At 38.5% G+C, this 20,504-nt stretch carries 11 protein-coding genes; all 11 read right to left on the minus strand.

Annotated features, from left to right (window positions below; translation table 11 throughout):
• Window positions 1-175 precede the first annotated feature (175 nt).
• The 11 genes from JGH11_RS06990 to JGH11_RS07040 all read right to left on the minus strand — a co-directional run bounded on the left by JGH11_RS06990 (window position 176) and on the right by JGH11_RS07040 (window position 20,493).
• Window positions 176-1,852: a ribulokinase gene (locus tag JGH11_RS06990; protein ID WP_201110858.1), complete on the minus strand. Its 1,677-nt coding sequence runs from the start codon at window positions 1,850-1,852 to the stop codon at window positions 176-178.
• Between the two features lie 53 nt (window positions 1,853-1,905).
• Window positions 1,906-3,048, minus strand: a complete 1,143-nt coding sequence (locus JGH11_RS06995; RefSeq protein WP_370567574.1) for a DUF4185 domain-containing protein — start codon at window positions 3,046-3,048, stop codon at window positions 1,906-1,908.
• A 265-nt stretch (window positions 3,049-3,313) separates the two neighbouring features.
• On the minus strand, window positions 3,314-4,240 hold the full coding sequence (locus JGH11_RS07000) for a hypothetical protein (protein WP_201110860.1): 927 nt from the start codon (window positions 4,238-4,240) through the stop codon (window positions 3,314-3,316).
• A 101-nt stretch (window positions 4,241-4,341) separates the two neighbouring features.
• On the minus strand, window positions 4,342-6,117 hold the full coding sequence (locus JGH11_RS07005; protein WP_201110861.1) for an L-fucose isomerase: 1,776 nt from the start codon (window positions 6,115-6,117) through the stop codon (window positions 4,342-4,344).
• Between the two features lie 18 nt (window positions 6,118-6,135).
• Window positions 6,136-8,073: a glycoside hydrolase family 172 protein gene (locus tag JGH11_RS07010; RefSeq protein ID WP_201110862.1), complete on the minus strand. Its 1,938-nt coding sequence runs from the start codon at window positions 8,071-8,073 to the stop codon at window positions 6,136-6,138.
• A gap of 24 nt (window positions 8,074-8,097) precedes the next feature.
• Window positions 8,098-10,191 (minus strand): hypothetical protein, encoded by a 2,094-nt coding sequence (locus JGH11_RS07015; protein WP_236263895.1) that lies wholly within the window; start codon window positions 10,189-10,191, stop codon window positions 8,098-8,100.
• A 54-nt stretch (window positions 10,192-10,245) separates the two neighbouring features.
• The gene (locus tag JGH11_RS07020; RefSeq protein WP_201110863.1) at window positions 10,246-11,496 is read right to left on the minus strand and encodes a DUF6786 family protein; all 1,251 of its coding nucleotides are present in this window, start codon (window positions 11,494-11,496) and stop codon (window positions 10,246-10,248) included.
• Window positions 11,493-14,060, minus strand: a complete 2,568-nt coding sequence (locus tag JGH11_RS07025; protein WP_201110864.1) for a GH116 family glycosyl hydrolase — start codon at window positions 14,058-14,060, stop codon at window positions 11,493-11,495. Before JGH11_RS07025 ends, JGH11_RS07020 begins: the two co-directional genes overlap by 4 nt.
• Window positions 14,061-14,146: 86 nt before the next feature.
• Window positions 14,147-16,009, minus strand: coding sequence for a RagB/SusD family nutrient uptake outer membrane protein (locus JGH11_RS07030; RefSeq protein WP_201110865.1), 1,863 nt, complete (start codon window positions 16,007-16,009; stop codon window positions 14,147-14,149).
• Between the two features lie 12 nt (window positions 16,010-16,021).
• A complete protein-coding gene (locus JGH11_RS07035) occupies window positions 16,022-19,117 on the minus strand; it encodes a TonB-dependent receptor (protein ID WP_201110866.1) in 3,096 nt (1,031 codons plus the stop codon).
• 215 nt (window positions 19,118-19,332) lie between these two features.
• Window positions 19,333-20,493, minus strand: a complete 1,161-nt coding sequence (locus tag JGH11_RS07040; protein ID WP_201110867.1) for a glycoside hydrolase family 172 protein — start codon at window positions 20,491-20,493, stop codon at window positions 19,333-19,335.
• Between the last annotated feature and the right edge of the window lie 11 nt (window positions 20,494-20,504).

Genomic DNA, 20,504 nt, shown 5'->3' on the forward strand with positions numbered 1-20,504 from the left:
TCCTTAATGATGTATACAAAAGGGTAGGAGAGATTGGAATTCATTGCTTATCTATTTTATTAACACTAATAAAGAAATAAATGAAAACAAGAGCATTAGTAAATAAATCCAGACTCTTTCCAATCTAAAATATCTTGTCAATCAGATTGGAAAGATATCTGCAACTTATTGTATCTTAATCTTTAGGCAAGCATGCTTCTGTAAACTGACCAATATGGAGATATTTATCATATAATACTTTATATTTCTCATGTTTCTTCATATCAGGCGTGTATTCGCAAATAAATCCTTGTCCCATTTTTAGCTGTGCTTCCTCAATTGTATTGTATTTTCCAGCAATTACAGCAGCAAACATAGCTGCACCTAAAGCACAAGTTTGCTGCGATCTGGCAACCTTTATAGGTAAACCGATTACATCCGAAAGAATTTGCATAACAAAAGGTGATTTTTGAGAAATACCTCCAATTCCAATAACTTCTTTTATCTCGATTCCGGAATCTAAAAAGCGGTCAATAATAGATTTGGACCCAAAAGCTGTAGCTTCTACCAAGGCTCTAAAAATAAGCGGAGCATTACTACCTAATGTCAGTCCTGTTATAGATCCCGTTAATAGCTGATTGGCATCAGGAGTACGTCTTCCGTTCATCCAATCGGTGGCGATAATTGTACTTTGCTCTATAGAAATCTTTACAGCGTCATCTGACAATTGTGGTATAATAGTATCACTTACTTCTTCTATTAATTTTGCTTTTATATTCTCATCCAGTAGTTTACTATTCATAAGAATATTATGTAACGGCCATTCCAGCAACCCACGAAACCATGCATACAAATCTCCAAAAGCTGACTGTCCGGCTTCAAGCCCAATGAATCCGGGAATAACCGAACCGTCTACTTGTCCGCAAATACCAGGAATAAGCATATCCTCCATTTGGTCGTAAGGAACAGTCATTATATCGCAGGTAGATGTTCCCATGACGCGAACAAAAGATCCTGGTTTGATTCCGGCTCCTACGGCACCCATATGGCAGTCTATAGCGCCGATTCCAACCTCTACATCTGTTGTGAGTCCTAATCGTGCGGCCCATTCTGCAGTAAGTTTTCCGGCAGAAACATCAGATGTATAAGTCTTTTCGTATAAATGTGACCGAAATCCTTTCAGCAGTGGGGATAATTCGGTAAGAAACTCTTCGGATGGAAGCCCTCCCCATTTTTCATGCCACATTGCTTTATGCCCTCCGACACAGCGGCTTCTCATTACATTTTCGGGTTTTGTATTTCCTGTTAAAAGAGCCGGCATCCAGTCTGTATGCTCTATCCATGAGTAAGCCTTTGAACGTATACTTTCGTCAACTCGAAGTACATGCAAGACTTTTGACCATACCCACTCAGCCGAATAAATTCCACCTTCGTAGGCTGTAAAATCTATATCCCACTTTTTCGATAACTGATTTATCTCTATTGATTCGGAAATTGCCGTATGGTCTTTCCATAGAATAAACATTGCATTCGGATTTTTTTTATATTCCTCTAACAAGGCCAAAGGTGTTCCGTCTTTGTCTACCAAAACAGGTGTACTAGCTGTCATATCGAACGATATGCCGATTATCTCTTTTGAAATATCGTTTTCTACTTCCATTAACGAGTCTTTGATAGCCGCCTCAAGAGTATCGATATAATCCTGCGGGTGCTGTCTGTATTGGTTTTCCTGCGGATTACAATACAGACCTTCTTTCCATTGGGGATAATATTGCACTGACGATGCTATTTCTTTTCCATCGTCCGTATCAATTATCACAGCCCGGCACGAGTCTGTTCCATAATCAACCCCAATTACATATTTTTTACTCATACTCATAATATTTATATCTTTTATTATTGATTATATTATTATCTGGCTCGATGTTAATCAAGCTTTGTTTCAACAACCAGTTCGGCTTTCATCATAAATACATTGTACGGAAGCCATAAAGACATATGAAAATATAGATTATCTCCATTGAGCGACAATGGATGAATATATGGCCCATAAAGTTGAGGGTATTCCTTTCCTGTAGCTAATAATTTAGGCTCACTCCATTCACCTGTTATCTCAGCGGCATCACGCAAGTTAATCTCATACCTTTCCTCATTGAGGTAAGTCATAATCCATCTTTTATATTTGTTATGAAATACTATGGATAGTTCACCAACAGCATCATCAAATAGATTAGTAGCTTTAGATTCATCACCTTTGAACCACTTTCTCAGATCCTTGTTCCAGTATTCGTATTTAGTCTGGTTTTCAATATCTGTTTCTCGAAAACGTGCTACCCGAGGACTGCTTTTACGCCCTGTCTCTGTTCCGACCATGTATACATAGTCATCTTTTTTGAAATAACCTGCTTGTCCAAAATTACTGTTCGAACCGAAATAGATATTCTTACATTTTGTCCATGTTTGCCCATCGTCGATTGATTTGTATATTCCAGAGTAATTGGTAATCCACCCATCCCATTTTTTCATATTGAAGTAATGCACATAGTCAGCTCCATTGGCTCGTACTGCTGCTGTGGGAATAGAAGTCCAATCTCCTTCTCCTGATATATCTTTTGCTCCGTATACTATTTCACGGGCTTTGCCATTTTCATTTACAGTCATGTTGCTGATAGTCATTCCATCTTCGAGATTCTGATCGTATGAAAAGGCTAGAACATTACATCTCCAATTACCGCCGTTTGGTCCTGGCATTTGCGGATTTGGTTTGAAATCGCTACCATAAGTATCTCCAAAGAATATACCATACTTTCCTTTTTTCATTTCCCATATTATACCTAAATCTGTTCCTCCAACATCATATGATTGGGGTGTGTTATTCGGATTAAAAAGAGTTTCTCCTTCCATTGGTGTTCCTGTTACACGAGATTTTTGTTCTACTTTTTTTATAACTATTCCTCTACTGCCATCTTTACTGACAGATTGAGACAGACAATTATTTTGACAAACAAAAAGTAAAAGCAAGGATGGCAATAGTTGGAATATAATATGTCTTTTTCTCATGACTTTTATTTGTTATTATGTTCTTAATACCTAAGAACTAATCATATTTTTTATTAGAAATACATTACAAGGTTTTCACAACAACATTAGAAATAGATATCATTTTCGTCAAGTGCTGCCGAATTGTATGTGCTATTTATATAAAAGAGTAACTGGAAACATAGGACTATTGCTTCAACTAGATACTTCTATATTGAAACTGTAATTGTAGTTGTATAATTACAGTTTCAATAGAAGCCTTCTTTCTTTATTAATGATTTAGAATACTAAATTTTTAGAAACTTAAAGGAAAATCCAGTTCATAGTTTTCAGGTATTATGATCATACTTGTAATGCCATAAAATTTAGCCCATTGGGTATTATTAGGACCAGGCTGTAAGGTTATTTTTATTTTACCATCGCTGTCTGGTATAATATCCTTTATAGTAGCCACATTAGATTGATTATTAGATGTATATAAGAGAGCCTTTCCTTCATTCTGACCTTTAACTGCATATTCCGTTTGGGTAACATTATCGTCTGCAATTGTAGCATAAAAGACAAATGTATATTTTGTGTTTGCTTTCAGTTTAGACAAGATAAATCCAGCAGAAGCAATACTAATACCATCGTTAAAAAACATATCAAAAGCAACATTATCAGGGAATCCTAAAGTGTTGATATGCGAACTTCTGTCTAATGTCAGAAAGGATCCGTTTACTTCAATCGCATATTTCGATGTAAAGCCTTTTGCATCTACCAGACCTTGTAGCTTACTATTCACAGAACTTAGCATGTTATTAAACGGTTTAGATGATTCTATCGTTCCAAAATCGATAAATATAGGATGCTCGAACTGAAAGGATTGATTGATTTTCAGTGTTGATGTATATTGCAATTTTCCGTTTTCGGATTCGACTTTCAAATAAGTTTTTCCAGGTTTTAGTCCGGTAATACTTACTGAATTATCACCATTTTCCACAAGTTTTACCAATTCTTGGTTAGTAACACTCCATTTGTATTTTCCTGTAGCAGTTTCGTCACTATCATACAGAGGGGTTATAGTTATTGTATTTTCCTCGTCAGTTTCCATTATGATATCACGATTAGGAATTCTCACATAGGGTCTGACTTCACCTTTTTCATAACCGGCCTCTTCTGTACATGAACCAAGTACGAATGCAAATAATAGAGAATAGATAAAATACTTAGTTGATTTCATACAACAAAAATTTAAGAGTTAGATTTCATAGTATAATTGATTTATGAGGATGCCATAAAAATATTTATAAGACATCCTCATATAAATAGAATTAACTTTATTTACTTATAGATTGGTCCATAAGCCTTACATGCTCTATAGTCCGACCCTTCGGCATCTGAACCAAATGCGGCCCAAGCGGATGGACGGAATATTTTATCTTCATCTACGTTGTGCATACACACAGGTATAGATAACATCGATGCCAACGATATCAAGTCAGCACCTATATGTCCATAGCTGATTGCTCCATGATTAGCTCCCCAGTTGTTCATCACCGAATATACGTCACGGAAATATCCTTTACCAGTTACACGGGGTACGAAAAATGTTGATGGCCAAGTCTTGTCGGTACGTTGATCAATGATATCAAATGCCTTATCAGGGAAAGTTGCTGTCCAGCCTTCAGCTATTTGCAATACCAGCCCCAAACCTTTTACAAGATTCAGTCGGCACATAGTTACCGGCATACCACCTTTGGTGAGAAATTTGGATGAATAGCCTCCTCCACGAAAATATTCACGTGAAGATGGTCCCCATTGGGTGGCTTTGAGCATTTTGTCAACTTCCACATCTTTGACTTCCCAGAATGGTTTCATTGCAGGGTTGCCATCCTTTTCTTGCTGACCTGTTCCGTCCAGTGTACATGAGCCTGAATTGATAAGGTGTATGGCCCCGTCTTTCATAATGCCTTCCGGCTTCCAACCTGTCACACGCTCTATGGACTGAGGGCTCCAGTAGGTACGCACATCTGCAAACATCTGAGCTGTATTAGTCAGGTATTTACCCAACAACATGGACATACCGTTCAGATGATCGTTTTCAGTGGCGAATGCAAATGGTTCGCGAACGCCATTCCAGTCAAACGATGAATTGAGTATTGCCTCAGAAAAATCTCCATTTGGCATAAAGTCAGTCCATTGGCGTTGTCCTTGAAATCCGCCACAGATAGCATTATGTCCCATTGCTTCTTCACCCCAGCCTATTTTAGCCAGTTTCTCGTTTCCGATCATCAAGTCACGGAAAATTAATGTCATTTTGACTACAAATTCCCAGTCTTTATCTTTTTGTTCACGGGTACTTACCAGATGTTGCGGATTATGATCAGGTAATTCGTTAGGCACACAATGTTTTTTAGTCCATGCTAATGCCTTTTCGTATTCTTCTTTATCATAAATATCTTGTTGCACACGGCGTATTATTTCCGAGCAATCAACGTATTCGGTACGCATACCGAAGTATTCCTGAAGCATGTCGGCATTGACCATCGATCCGGCAATACCCATCGATACCGTACCTATAGCCAGATACGACTTACCGCGCATCATAGCAAGAGCTAATCCCGATTTGGCAAATCGAAGTAGTTTCTCTTGTACATCAGCAGGTATAGCGTTGTCTCCTATATCTTGTATATCACGTCCGTAGATTCCGAATGTAGGCAATCCTTTTTGGTTATGGGCAGCAAGAGCCGCTGCAAGATATACTGCTCCCGGACGTTGCGTTCCGTTAAAACCCCAAATCGCTTTCGGAATTAGCGGATTCATGTCAATTGTTTCTGAGCCATAGCACCAACATGGGGTAACGGATAGAGACAAGCCTACATTTTCCTTTTCAAATTTTTCGGCACAGTCTGCACTTTCTTTTACTCCTCCGATACAAGTATCGGCTATAACGCATTGAATAGGCGACCCATCAGGATATTTTAAATTATCACTGTAAAACTTCGCTACATTTTTAGCCATATTCATCGTTGTTTCTTCCAGTGATTCACGGATACCTTTGCGGCGACCATCAATGATAGGTCGTATACCTATCTTGGGATAATTTGTTTTACTCATAATCTCAAAGTTTTAATATTATTGTTTTTCTAAAGTCAGTATGTCAAAATGGAATTTTGATCCCTGCTCTGTTTTTTTTACTTTAATGGATATAGAATTTGTATGTCTGGTTAAAGTGAATGTACCTAAATCGGCATTTTCAATTTTCACTTCATCTTTACTGTAAACATCTTCCCATGATTTTAATGGCTTTTGACGATTCCAAACCTCAAAAGCACCTCCATCGGGAGTCTTGAAGTAGGTCAGCTTTACTTTGTATACACCTTCGGGAATTTCATCAAGCATAATTCTTACCATTCCTTCATTTTCAGTTTCAGCAATTAATCGTCCTTTATTTTGAATTTTAAGGCCATCGCCAATAGAAAGGTCCATCAATTGTGGAAAGAAAATATGTGTTGTCGGATAATAAACTGTCCGCAGTTCTTCGGTAGGCTCTAAAGCACAAATGGCAGGCTCGGACCCGTAGTAGAATGCAATAGAAGTATAATCGACAGGGAATAGGTTATTTTCAGGTCCGTGCTCTATCGTTACACGCAGATTTTCATTGAAAGTAATTTTATCTGTCAGAAAGAAACGATAAGCACCTGTTCGAGCCATTGGCAACGAATAGTCTAGAGCACCGTGTATAGGGAGACTCACACCCCGATCCCAACGGTCGAGCAATGCATACCATCCTCCGTTGTAATAATCTTCCGATCCTGTGCCATGCATTCTGAGCTTATTATCAACGATAGTTGAATCGTCTCCTTCAAAAAACAGGGTCATGCCTGGTTGTAAACCTTGCGCTATATGTGTAATACCCATATAATGCCCTTTTCCTTTGATATCGGCAAGTAGATAAGGTTCAAAGTCTTTTGGCTTTATCTCTCTTCTCCAAATTGTATATAGTCGTCCTTCCGTTTCTATGTTCTGAACCTCTTTGGTATAGAAGACTTTTGCTTTAACTTCAATTTTAGGTTGATTACCCCCTTGTCTTTCTTTATATACAAGACTCATTTCGGCCTTTTTATTATATGGCATTGGAATATATGAATAGTTTACTCCTTGATGATAGCCCAATAATATACTTTGCATTGCCGGTTTTCCATATGCATATCCGAAGTAGTCTGCAGCCGGACTATAGATTGCCGGTTTTGCATCATTGTCCCATAAGGCTTGTAATAATATATCTTTATTGGGTCCCTCAAGCGATGAACCTAACTCTAATTCGAACCCTGCTATACGGCCACCTTCACTTGTCGTGAAAAATGGTATAGTTTCCCCCGGAGCAATGAAAAATTGTTTGGTTTCGGTCAACATCGTTGTTTTATCCAGGATTGAAAGAGGTTCTACCTGATGTTTCCAGACATCACAGGCCTTAGTTAAAGCATCTCTTTGCGATTTTGTCCAGTCCATAGTAAATGGTTCGACCTTTGTATCTTGAGAATAGGGACGATATTGTATCTGATGAAACATTATTTTTTCGCCACAAAAGACAATCTTACATGATTTCGAAAATTGGATAGGTATGTAGCAATAATATCCTCCAACCTCATTTCCACAGACAGGATTGACAAACGGAAAAGTTTTACCTGAAAATAAATCTATAAAAGGGATACTTATACGTGGTGTTTTTTCTCCATCTATATAAAATTGGATGGTGTCATTTGTTGGTGTCGGAGTCCAGATACGGTTTATTACACCCGGCCCTTTATAATCGGCTAACACCAGTTTATTCCCCTCTTTACGAATAAAAGAGTATTTACCCGAAAAACCATCATCGTTGTTTCCTGTACGATCGTAGCTAGATTCCTGTTCCATTACTCCTTCCCGATATAGCGGTAAAAGTGCCGGATTGTATAGATATTCCAGTTCCTCTGTTAAGGGGATCGAAATAGCTGTTTTAGCACTCTTCTTCTGAGAATAAGCCGGAAGAAGAAATAATAGGCATAGCACTGTGAAAATAAGTTGTCTCATAATTTATTTATTACTTGGGTTGTCTTATTCAAATATATCTGCACCGAATTTGTCTCTAATTCGGTTGTAGGCTTCGGCAGCAGCTCCATTTCCCCAATCATAGATTGTAAATTCGCCGATACCTATCCCGTCTTTACTCGTTTGACCTCCATGTCCATAGTTTTCCATAGTGAAACCATAATCTTTTTCGTTGAAAAAAGGCCATACTTTTTCCCATTGTTCTTTTGCAATCGGATTTTGAGGACAATACATCATTGAGAATGAAGCTCGAAGTGCAGCTAATCCCCGTTCTATATATTCTTCTTTTTTCAGGAGTTTGCCATATTCAATTATGGTTTCGGCAAAGAGGCTTTGACGTGAATCGTTCCATTCTCCATCGGCATTCATTACACCGAAACCACCTAATCCATTGACATATATATAAGGTGGTTGCCAAGCGCTTTGTGTCATCAAGAGTTCGTCGAGTGTACGTTGACCGAGAAACAGATATTTTTTATTCTTTGTCTGCTTATAACATTCTAACAGAGCCTCGGTAGTCCAGTATATTGAGAAATTGCACTGTTTATACATATTGTTTCGTTTTATCTTCTTTCCAACCCAATCTAAGTTGCCTAATCGGCTACAAGACCAATAAGTTTCGAAGTCTTCCCAGCGTCCCTCATATATAATATCTTTACATATAGCATCCATAGCTTTGAGTGCTGCGATTCTGTATTTTCGATCTTTGGTTAACTCCCATAACTTTAGTAAGAAAGTTACGCTCATAGATGTTTCCGGTGAATCGTTTAAATGCTCCATCGGCTGAAGGGTTTCTATATCTAGCCAGCCAGGAAAAAAACCTCTGGTATCTTGTTTCGTTAATAATGCGTCCGCATATCTGCGAGCATAGTCGAGTAAACGCTGATCTTTTTCTAGTTCGTCATACCAGCGAAGCATCAATGTAGCAGTCCAGCTCATATCTAAAATATGAAAAGGAGCTTTGCGGGCATCCCATGTATAAGGATTGCGGTTAGAATTTCCCCAATAATAAGTATTCCAACCTTTAGATCGATTGTAGGGTTTATTTTCTATTTCTATCGTTTCCATCTCTGTACCAATCAAACAATAAAAGAAACCTTCTTTAACCGGTGCTGCCAACGCCAACTCTTTGGTCAAATTAGCCTTTTCGAGCAAAGTATTATCACCTGTACGCCGAGCATAGCGGTATAATCCACTTGCCGAACGCAAGGAACTGAACCAAGCCTGATTCCATATAGAACGAAATTCCCGTTCATTGACAGGTTCCGTATAATTGGGACTTTGTGTTATATTGACTATAAAAACCGGAGCTCCAACTTTTTTGTCATCGATAACAAATTCTTGCCATACTGCATGTTTCCAAGTGTTGAATGCCCAATTATAGGTGTGTTTTATATATGGTTCCAAATCGCCTTTGATAGGGTTACCATCTTCATAAAGTTTGTGTCCCCAGTTGGACCAATAAAAGTCCAGCGGTCTGCGAAATGGATTATCTAAATCAGATTTCTTATTATAATTCATGAGGTAAAAGCCAAATTCGACTTTACCTTTGGGGTATGTAGCACCTGGTGCACGTTCATATATTACATGATCCGAAACGAAGCTTTCACTCATACCTAAGGTTAATACGTTTTGAGGTGCATTCATATCCAAATACCATCTCGAAGGTGTCTCTCCTTGCATGATTGCTATATCCGGCATGACAACCAACCCTTGTTTCACATTTTGAACAATCATAGCCGGTGCCCTGAAAACATGTTGGTCTATAATATTTTTTTCGTATGGGCTAATGTGTGGTGCCCAATGGAATGTAGGAGTAAATGCAGGTGTAATTGTCAATTGCCAATCGTCTTGTTTTATTTCTTTTGGTAAGTTGAATATCAATTTTACATGTATTAGGTTATTCTCCACAATCTTGATTTCTTGTGAAGGTTGAATTGTTCCTAACAGATCGAATTCAATATTGTGTATAATATGTTTAAATTCTTTTGGAAAACTGCTGATATCAAGATTTAACCGTTCGGTCGCATTAATCTTAGTCAGAGCTAATAAACTTAGCATATTTCCTAATAGTACTATGTAAATTATTCTTTTTCTCATACCTGTTTTTATAACGCCGGAGCGGGAAAACCCCGGCGTTTTTTATTGTTATCTTTAAAAAGCATTTATAATTTCTTCAATAGAAACTCCAAGCAGTTTTTTAGCTATTGGATCTAAATCGACAGACTCACCTACAAAATGATATACATTATGGTTGTGTGATTGTGATTCACCTGGTTTTAGAAATGCGGCAGGCGAACAGCTTTCTATTTCGAGGAATGGCCCCATTATACTACCATCTTCTAATGGTCCGTCATTATAGGCATTCATAGCATCCCCTACAAGCGGATTTTTTGTTGGATTCCATTCCTGATTGAGATATGTACCTCCTTTTACCACTTCGAAAGTCGTAATAGTCAATCTTTTCGATTCAGGATCATAGTTTCCTGCAATTCCTGTTGTACGAAACGAATTCAGACCTAATTTACCACGTTGATTACCATCGGTTTTGAAATATAATGTATTGTCTTTTACAGTTAATCGGTCAGCTGGGATTTCACCAAAATAATCGCTTGTGACGATTTTCCCCATTTCTTTTTCATCACCTGTATTGAATGGTATAACAGTCACGGCTTTGGGCGCAGGAACAAACATATCCAGCATCCATATACAAATTGTTCCTGTTTCTTTTGTCCATTCAAAGTCGTTTTTGTTTTTAATTTCGTTTTGTGTACTATAAGCTACAGACTTAACTTTGTCACTTAAGTCGACACCAAGGGCAGATTTTATTTTGTTTGGATCTAAAAATGCTATCGTACGATCTACATTCAGTTTAAGTTGTGTTCCTACATAGTTCTTTATTTCCATTTCTTTTTTCATCTCAACCTTTTGCCCTGTTGCTGAGATTAGTGTCCACGGCTCAATGTCAATAGGTTTAGGAGTATGCCAGTTGTCGTATATCTGTTTTTTGCCCGGTTCAAAATAAACCGAATACTGTCCACCTTCAGGTCCCAGCCAAAAACGGTTTTCTCCTCCGAAACCATTCATATGTTCATCCGGTGTAGTCAATTCAAAAGCCTTATAGCCAATAAAACCCATGCTGCGACCCGATAGACCATCGACAGTACTGGTGAATACTTTTGCCTGATATTTAGGAGATACGATAATCTGTGCATTGTCGTTTTCTCCTTTAAGTATAATCAAACTGTCTTTTGTTGATAGATAATTTAGATCGTAACCGAATGTTCCTTCTTTATAAGTTTCCATACTCATAGTCTCATCTCCTTTCTTAGTGTTTTTATTTCCACAGCTTAACAATAGGCTTGTCACCAATGTTATAGCAACAATGTGATTGAATTTTGTCATAAATTTATTTTTTTGATTTCTATTTTGCTTTCTGCTCCCGAAACTACACACTTTCGTATATCAATTTCACCAAATTTCACTTCGATGAAGGGTATTCCATTTCTTAAGCCAACATTGGCGAATCCGGTATTAGTAGATAGGAAAGATACAAAATCATTTTCAATACGAGGATTGAGATAGAGAGTTTTATCTACAGCGTCATAACGAATTCCTGTCAATGCTTCTAATAACGCATAGCTTGACATCGCTCGGGCGTACCATGCTCCACATTCATATTCGTTAAACGGATTGCGAATTTTCCCGTTATACCTGTTGCGGCATGTACGAACAATTTCTAATCCTTTTTCAACTTCACCTTCAAATATTAAGTGTGACGCAACCTGATATTCTATACCTGTCCACACTTCGTTACTATATACAAACGGTAATTGAAGTTTACCCCCTTTCGGCCATGTACAAAGCAATAAGCCTCCTTCGTTTCCTAAAGCGTAGGTTGGACGTTGCGGGTTGGCATGTTCTCGAAGATCTTGTTTCAGATTATATTTATAAATAGCTTTAAGATGGCTTGTAATCTTAGCGTTATCCACTATTTCGGACATACCGCAAACAAGCGACATCCAAGAGCCAAGAACACCGTCCGACAGACATCCTGTTCCATATTGGTATTTAGGACCTTCTTTCTCTAATATTTTTAAAGCTTCGGGTGAATATCCCGAATTAAAGGTCTGGACTTTTGTCGGATCAGAGGCATTCAGACCTTTCCAACGTATATTCTGAATGAAGTACTCTCCATCATAAAGTTTAGTTTCCATGTATTCTTTACTCTTTGCCAATAAGTTTTCGTACCTATTAACGTCTTCGTCCAGATGCTTTCCCATCAGGATTATAGCTTGTAAAGCCCCTGCATAAAAGCTTGTCATCATCCCATTAGCACCCCAGAATTCAATATCGTAAGTATTATGGTGAGGCTCTTCCAATGCCCCTACTTCGCGAGGATCCCAAACGCGAATACAATAATCCATACTTGTTTTTACCAGTGGATATATTTCTTTTAGCCAGTTGTCATTTCCATAGATACGCCATTCGCGATATACTTTCATTATTCCGCCTAACTGTCCGTCAGCCGCTGAATGGAAATCGTGGATTAATGGTCTGATGGGCAAGTTGGAACGGAAGGCCTGATGTCCTTCTTTATTTTGGTCTACATAGTATTCTGCTTCCCGCAATGAGCGCTCCATATCAGGGAAAAGATGAGGCACTGCCTGAGCATAATTCCAGACATGGGTACATGATCCATGACACGATCCCCAATGATCTCCGCATCCTTCCCAGTTCCACATTCGTCCATCGTATTGGCGGAATACAGTTGGCGACTTCAATATGGTCAGGTTAGAGGTGATAGCTTCTATTACTTCAGGAGGAAGTGTACTATTATAGAACGTCTCTGAGAACAATTTTGATTTGGACTTCAGTACGTCATAGTTTTTTTCCCAGTATTCGGTTACCTCATTTATATTTGTAAATCGGCTACTATACCATGGGCGATAGTTGCCTTCACCTTTATTATCATATGTATAGTTAAGCGGTGTGTTGGGCATATCAGTTTCAGTCTTTGGCTCACCGCCAAATCTTTGGTTCGAAAATGGCACATACCATGCCATATATAATCTCACAGTCTTAGATTCTCCAGGTTTCAGTTTCACCGGTACAAATAGAGATGCCCCTGTAGCACCTTCTAATCCTGGAGGATTATTTTCGATTGTACCACTAGCAGTATTGTTCCAGCAAATAGTCAATGGATCGAACCATCCGCCACGAAACCAATTATGGTCTACTTTTGTTTCTGGGTTATCTGTAAATATGGCAAATTCACCCTGGTGGAAGGGCTCTGTTTCTGTTCCGGACTGATAAAGTATAAAACCATTCTTATGCGATTTAATACATGATGTACCTTTTCCATGTACATACATAAAGTTACGGGTATTGTACGAAAATATTGCATCTACGTCAACACTACTTGTATTTTTAAACTCATATTCGAATCCTCCGACAGGCAGGCTTGAATTATCTGCATCGGTTGGGACAAATGGATTCCATATATTTATTTTCACCTCTACAGGCATTGTATTATCTTCCAGTTCTATTTCGGTAAAAGGGAAACGTGCCAAAAAAGTATTTTCTTTATATCGGGGTAGGCCCCATGTGCCGCTACCGCCCAAAGCGGAATTTGGCATCCCGAATTTTTTCCAGTCGGGTACTTGTCCTTCGAGGACTCTGGTTGCATTATCAATTCCTTTTATATGAAGTGCAGCAAACATTGTTGGTTCATGAAAAATTTCAGGTCTATGTCTTAACGACATATTGGATATTGCACCGCTTCCTTCAATACAAAACATGCCCGTACCCATTCCTCCAATCGGAAAAGCAATCCGATTAGTATATTCTCCTGTATATTTTTGGTTATAATCATGGCTGACTACATTATCTGCATTTCTTTTGCTGCACGAAGTGCCGATAAAACTTATCAACAATAGAAACAGAATGGTGAAATCTATTTTTTTCATATCGTATTCATTATTATTGATTGAAGGAAACCGGAGTCTATAGATCAGAATCAATCTACAGACTCCAAAGTATCCTTATTTATAGTTTATTCATTTTTAGTCCAGCCCGGATTTTGTACCAAAACACGTTCTGTCTCATTAATTTCATCTTGAGGGATTGGAAACCAATAATGTTTCGTCTTATCAAATACACGTGGCTCACATACAACTCTTTCGTAAAAAGCATTATCTTGCAGATGTGTGCCGGCCATGATATTCATACAATGGATAGGGCGGTTCTCTGTGGTTTCAGCTATACCCCAACGGCGAACATCAAAGTACCGATGGTTTTCGAAGGCTAGCTCTATCTTACGTTCTCGTCTGATTGCCTCTCTCATCTGTGTCTGACTCAGACCTGTTGGCAAATTGGCTATACCAGCTCTGCTTCTGATTTTATTTATGTACGTATATGCCTTAGTCGGCCCCTCGGCTTCGTTGATAGCTTCAGCATAGTTTAAATAGATTTCTGCCAATCGGAAAAGAACCCAGCAGCGTTGTTCATAACCTCTTCCTGCAGCCGGATTTACGTTCGGATTAACAACTTTTGCTATCAGATAGCCTGTTTTACAATAGTCACTTCCTGCTCCTTTCCGACCATCTTTTCCTGTATACCAGAAGTCGCAGGTAGTGCCTTGCCATTTTTGTCCGGCAAAGTTGATTGAAGCATAAAAACGTGGTTCTCTATTTGCATACATGGATCGTACTCCGGCTGGAGTCCAGCCATTATCACCTTCGGCAGTTGTATATCCACTTTCTTTGTATCCTGAGGCATTGTTGATTATAGGTGTTTTTTCGTCCGATTCATATCCCGTAATTGGTACCGTACCATTTGCCATATGATATGAGTCTACCATTTCCTGAGTAGGATTTAATATAGAGAACCCTCTCAGACTAAGTATAGTAGCACAGTTATCGAAATGGTCATATCTGTCTAGATTCCGCCAGAATATCCATTCATCATTGAATCTGTCCAATAAGATGTCACGATAGTTTTTTACGTAATCGGGGAGCCTAGATTCATACAGTTTATGTGCAGGAGACGCACTTTCCAGTGCCGTAATACATTCCATTGCAGCAGTTGCAGCTTTACTCCATTTAGAAGGATCATTGCTAGTTGGGAATAGATTAACTCCATCTCTGTCTTTGAAATCTTTATAATAGTCGTGCCCATTATATATCGGTGATGCCGCATAAAGTAACATCCTCGATTTCAGAGCTAAGGCTGCGCCTGCGGTAGCTCGCCCTAAGTTTCCATCAGTGTAACGGATTTTAGACAAACTTGCAGCACGGTCACAATCATCAATAACAAATTGAATGCAATTTTCTAAAGGACTACGCTTAATGGTTGCGTAATCAAGGTCTGTTGGAAGTACATAGTCTATAATAGGTACCGGTCCGTACGTCCTTATCAACTGGAAGTAGGCTAATGCCCGTAAAAAGTACGCTTCACCCTTCCACTGATTGCGGCGTTCTTCCGTAAATAAGTCTGTCGACGCAGAACTTCCAGCTGCGATCAATGGAGTATTATCTATGTTTGCTAAAAAGATATTGGCCTTGCGAATACCCATATAACATTCGTTCCATACCGGAGCTACGTTATATGAGTTATCTGCATTCAAAGCACCACTGTTCAATAAATGAGAAACTGCTCCTCCATAGGCAATTTCCATTTCATCACATCCAGCTGTAAAAGGGTTTCGAGCCCATGTATCGCCTGTACCACACATGAAATTTATTTCAGCGGGTATATGCATGTATGTATTTGCTAAAAATTTTTCAGCTTTTTTATAGTCTTGAAATACTTCTTCTACCGTTAAATCACCTTCAGGTAACTTGTCGAGATAGTCGTTACATGAGGCCAAAGCGACAATAAGAAGAATTGTTGTAAATTTTAATATTCTTGTTCTCATAATACGATATAATTAGAAGTTAACTTGTGCTCCGAAATTAATAGTACGTTGTAGGGGGTAGGTATCATTAATATTTTGTTCCGGATCAATTATTTTCAGCTTATCAAACGTTAAGAGGTTCGAGCCGTTCAAGAATAACCTGATTCCTTCGATTTTCGTTTTATTCATCCATTGTTTAGGTAATGAATATCCTATTTCTGCATTCTGAAGTTTTACATAACTGGCATTTCGCATATAAAGAGTCGAATTCCGGTTGTTATGCTCGTTCTTTCCAGCTATAACTGTCGGGTATTTTGCATTTGAATTATCAGCGCCCGGAACCCAGCGATTGTCATAATATTCTCTCAATACATTGTAATTCGGATATTCCAGCATAAACGGATACATTCCTTCTTGTGTAAGGAAGGTACTTCGATTGGCTATTCCTGAGAATTGAACAGAGGCATCAATATTTTTATAAGATACGGCAGCCCCGAAACCAAACATAATTTCCGGTATCTGCGGATTTCCTATATACACTCTATCCTTATCGTTGATTACTCCATCACCGTTAGTATCCTGATATTTTATATCTCCAGGTATTATTGTGGTTTGATACTCGGATTTTGCCCAATTATCAATTTCTTCCTGGTCCTTGAATAAGCCTAAAGCTACAAGTGCAAATGCTTGTTCGAGAGAAGTTCCTTTTGTGCGTTGATAAAATTCTTCCGGTTCGGCTTTGTCATCTTCTACAATTTTGTTACGAGCAAAAGTAAAGTTACCTCTCAAAGAGTATGTCAAACCATAGGCTGTAGTGTTTCTAAACTCGATTGAAGCATCAAATCCTTTATTATCGACAACTCCAACATTACCATAAGGTGTGCCATGAGGAACTAAACCTACATATGCAGGTATTTTTTGTCTTTTTAATAAGATATCCTCTCTACGTTCTTTGAATGCGTCAAACTGGAAATTGAACTTATCTAATATACCGATGTCAAAACCTGCATTGTATTTTGTTGCAGTTTCCCAAGTTAAGTTCAAGCCAAATTTCTTTTCTTCAATTCCACCCAGATAGCTTTGACCAGACCCATAATAATATCCTGTCGCAGAAGAATTTACTGCAGTTATATATAAGAATCTGTCGCCAATAACTTTATCGTTACCTACTTTACCTACCGATCCTCTGAACTTCAAGTGATTTATGACAGATTTATTCCAGAAACTCTCATTAGATATAACCCAACCTAAAGATAGAGAAGGAAAAAATCCATATCTTTTTCCTTTAGGAAATTGTTCCGAACCGTTATATCCAAAATTCACTTCCGCTAAGTATCGACTATCATAGTTGTATGAGAATCTTCCGGCTAGTCCCTGATGACGATAAGGTAAATTATCTAATGACGAACCTGCTGTCAGATTCTTATATTCACGCCTATTTACAAGCAACATAGCACCTACATCGTGCAATCCGAAACTACGACCATAATTGATGGCTGCTTCTCCATACATGGAATAATTAGAATCCTGTATATCTACCTTATAACCCATAGTTCCTTGTTCCCGCCATGTTTCATAAATATAGTCACCATTAGTATCTTTACCGGTGACTTGTTTTACTCCAAAGTCAACTCTCCGAGCCACCTCATTCTTGTAATAATGATCGAATGAGAATTTTGCACCTATCGATAAGCCTTTTGTTATCAACTTGGATAAATCCCAGCGAGCAGACAGATTTCCTTGGTTATTTCCGATATACATCTGCGTATATCCTGTTTGTGTAGCCAATCCATATGGATTTCCTAACAAATATGCAGTTGCACCTCCTCCGGAAATCGATCCGTCCGGGTTTCTTACAGGATATATCAATGGTGATGTCTGGCGTATAGCTCGCCATATATCACCAGAACTGGTACCCTGATAACTTCTGTCCTGAATAGTTGTAGCTAACCCTAATTCCAGAGTTATTTCCTTAGTTATATTTACATCTATATTGGATCTCAGATTATATCGACGAAATTTTCCACCACGAGTTTTCCAATCATATGACTTATCTTCTCTATACAGACCATCTTTTCCTATGTATCCTAGATTTACATAATAGCGTACAACTTCATCTCCTCCCGAAACATTCAGATTGTGAGTAGTTTGCCAAGTATCCTTTTTAAAGACTTCATCTATCCAGTTTACATTCGGGTGTAGATAAGGGTCAGATCCATCCTTGAATTTCTGAATATCATCTGTTGACCAAGGTAATGATGATAGTTGGGAGTTGAATGATGCTTCATTCATTAGTGTTGCAAACTCATATGCTTCTATGTATTTTGGGAACCTCATACCTGTAAGAACAGCATATTCTCCACGATAAGTTACTTTAGGCTTTCCTTTCACACCCTTTTTTGTGGTAATTAGAATAACTCCATTTGCACCTCTTACACCATAAACAGCTGTAGCGGAGGCATCTTTGAGAATTGTGAAACTTTCAATTTCCTGTGCATTTACCAGATTGATATCGCGTTCTACACCGTCGACTAAAACAAGAGGAGCAGTAAAGCCCTGATCGGTATTGAGAGTAGCCATACCACGTATATAGAGGGCTGCTCCATCAAATCCAGGCTCACCGCTGGATTGACGTGTGATAATTCCGGGTAGCTGTCCCCCCAGCGCATTTGACAAAGATGCTGCCGGAACTGCCTGAAGTTGTTTTACTTCGGCATTGGTAACAGCACCAGTCACTGAAATTTTCTTTTGGGTACCATATCCTACTACTACCACATCGTCGAGTTGTAGAGTAGCTTCGCGCATTACCAGATTGATCGTATTATCCTTTCCTACAGTAATTTCCTGTGTTTGGAAACCCAAATAGGTGAAAACTAAAACATCATTGCTTTTTGCCTTAATGGTAAACTTTCCATCAATGTCGGTCATTGAGCCTGTTGTAGTACCTTTAATAGCAACTGTTACGCCTATAAGAGGATCACTGTTTACATCTAGCACGACCCCTGAGATTGTTCTTTCTGAAGGGGTTTGTTCGGTTCTGGCAAGTAAGGGACTTATTTGTAAAAATAGCATTACAAACAAGAGACTTGCGGCATAATAAAGTCCTTTTTGACATTTTTTCTTTTTCATAAAATTCGATTTAAGTCATTTCAAGGAATACTAATTAAACGTTTAACTTAGATAGTGTGATTTTTAAAGTAAAAAATATTGCGATTTAGAAATTCTATTCTTACATGAGAAGAGAAATACGATACGGAAGATTTAAGGTCAAATAGGAGGGAGTATAGGCCAAATACTCCCCCTTATTCACATTTCGCATATTTCTTTTCAGTAAAATAACTAAATCAATTTACTTCCAAATCTTGCCATGTTGGCAATTTAGGGAACTGAGCATGTGGCTCGCTCTGATACCAATACACAACTGATGATATATCAGATTTTTGAGGCAAATAACGACCACCTACTCTCCAACCAAGATCTTGTATTGTGACTCTAAGATCTTTATCGAAGCGAACAGGATCGGCAATATGCCATCGATACATGCCAAAGCGTTGTTGTGAACGATAGGTTCCGTCGGGACGTATCACTTGATGTAATCCAGCGTAAGGAGTGCAGAATTCGGTGTATTTCCCATTTCTATCGAAATTATAGCTTCCACAAAAATAATCTTCAGCACCTGTTCCACATATTGTAGGGAATTTGGAATCTCCATCCATGAAGAACTTAATTTCACCTTCACCCCACCATCCGTTGTTATGGACACCACAAGCCATATAGGTACCCACATAATGTCCTTTTCCTTTTATACCGTCGATCAAAGTATAATCGGACGTTTCATTATAATGTGTACGGCGGAATTGAGCATGGAAATAGGCAGCATCAGCAGGTACTTCTGTCAATGTATAATCAACCTGATAATATAAAACCATTGCATCCTGAGGATTTACATTTTCCATTGTTATACGACATTTTTTACGGAAAGGCATAGTCCAATAACAATTGAAGGCACTTCCGGGATTGACACATACTGCAAGTGAAGATAAAGGAGCATATTCACCCCATGCCATACCAAAGAAATCACCTACAGGGCATTCAACAGATGGCTCTTTTTCGTCATCCCAATAGAAACGAAGGATAGAGAAGCGCCAGTTTCCTGTGGGGGTCATCCAGATGTGTTGAATAGCTCCGGGGCCTTCTATTTCAGCCAAAGTAAAAGTTTCTCCCGGTGCGATATGTACATAAGGATTTACTTTCCATGTTTGTCCTAGATCGCGAGCTGCATGATGAGCATTGGCCACATTGCGTTTTTCACCTTGCATATTTGGATCGGCCATTCCACCTTTCCCTTTTTCTCCAGTAAAGTTTTCGGGGCTGATAGAACGTGTTTTGGCGTCAGATAATCTGTATAGATTGCCCATATTAGAGTCGAGTCCGTTGTATTTGGCCTGACCAAATACAGTCAAAGAGAATAAAAAAGTAATAATAATAAGAATGTTTTTTTTCATGATAAGATATT

Origin of the sequence: Dysgonomonas sp. Marseille-P4677 (genome assembly GCF_016652235.1) — a bacterium.
Lineage (GTDB): Bacteria > Bacteroidota > Bacteroidia > Bacteroidales > Dysgonomonadaceae > Dysgonomonas.

Bases quoted from the DNA above. Each gene is read 5' to 3' on its own strand.
- JGH11_RS07020 (WP_201110863.1), bottom strand. From the start codon at position 11,496: ATGACAAAATTCAATCACATTGTTGCTATAACATTGGTGACAAGCCTA.
- JGH11_RS07030 (WP_201110865.1), bottom strand. From the start codon at position 16,009: ATGAGAACAAGAATATTAAAATTTACAACAATTCTTCTTATTGTCGCT.
- JGH11_RS07005 (WP_201110861.1), bottom strand. From the start codon at position 6,117: ATGAGTAAAACAAATTATCCCAAGATAGGTATACGACCTATCATTGAT.
- JGH11_RS07040 (WP_201110867.1), bottom strand. From the start codon at position 20,493: ATGAAAAAAAACATTCTTATTATTATTACTTTTTTATTCTCTTTGACT.
- JGH11_RS06990 (WP_201110858.1), bottom strand. From the start codon at position 1,852: ATGAGTAAAAAATATGTAATTGGGGTTGATTATGGAACAGACTCGTGC.
- JGH11_RS07015 (WP_236263895.1), bottom strand. From the start codon at position 10,191: ATGAGAAAAAGAATAATTTACATAGTACTATTAGGAAATATGCTAAGT.
- JGH11_RS07035 (WP_201110866.1), bottom strand. From the start codon at position 19,117: ATGAAAAAGAAAAAATGTCAAAAAGGACTTTATTATGCCGCAAGTCTC.
- JGH11_RS07000 (WP_201110860.1), bottom strand. From the start codon at position 4,240: ATGAAATCAACTAAGTATTTTATCTATTCTCTATTATTTGCATTCGTA.
- JGH11_RS07010 (WP_201110862.1), bottom strand. From the start codon at position 8,073: ATGAGACAACTTATTTTCACAGTGCTATGCCTATTATTTCTTCTTCCG.
- JGH11_RS07025 (WP_201110864.1), bottom strand. From the start codon at position 14,060: ATGAAAAAAATAGATTTCACCATTCTGTTTCTATTGTTGATAAGTTTT.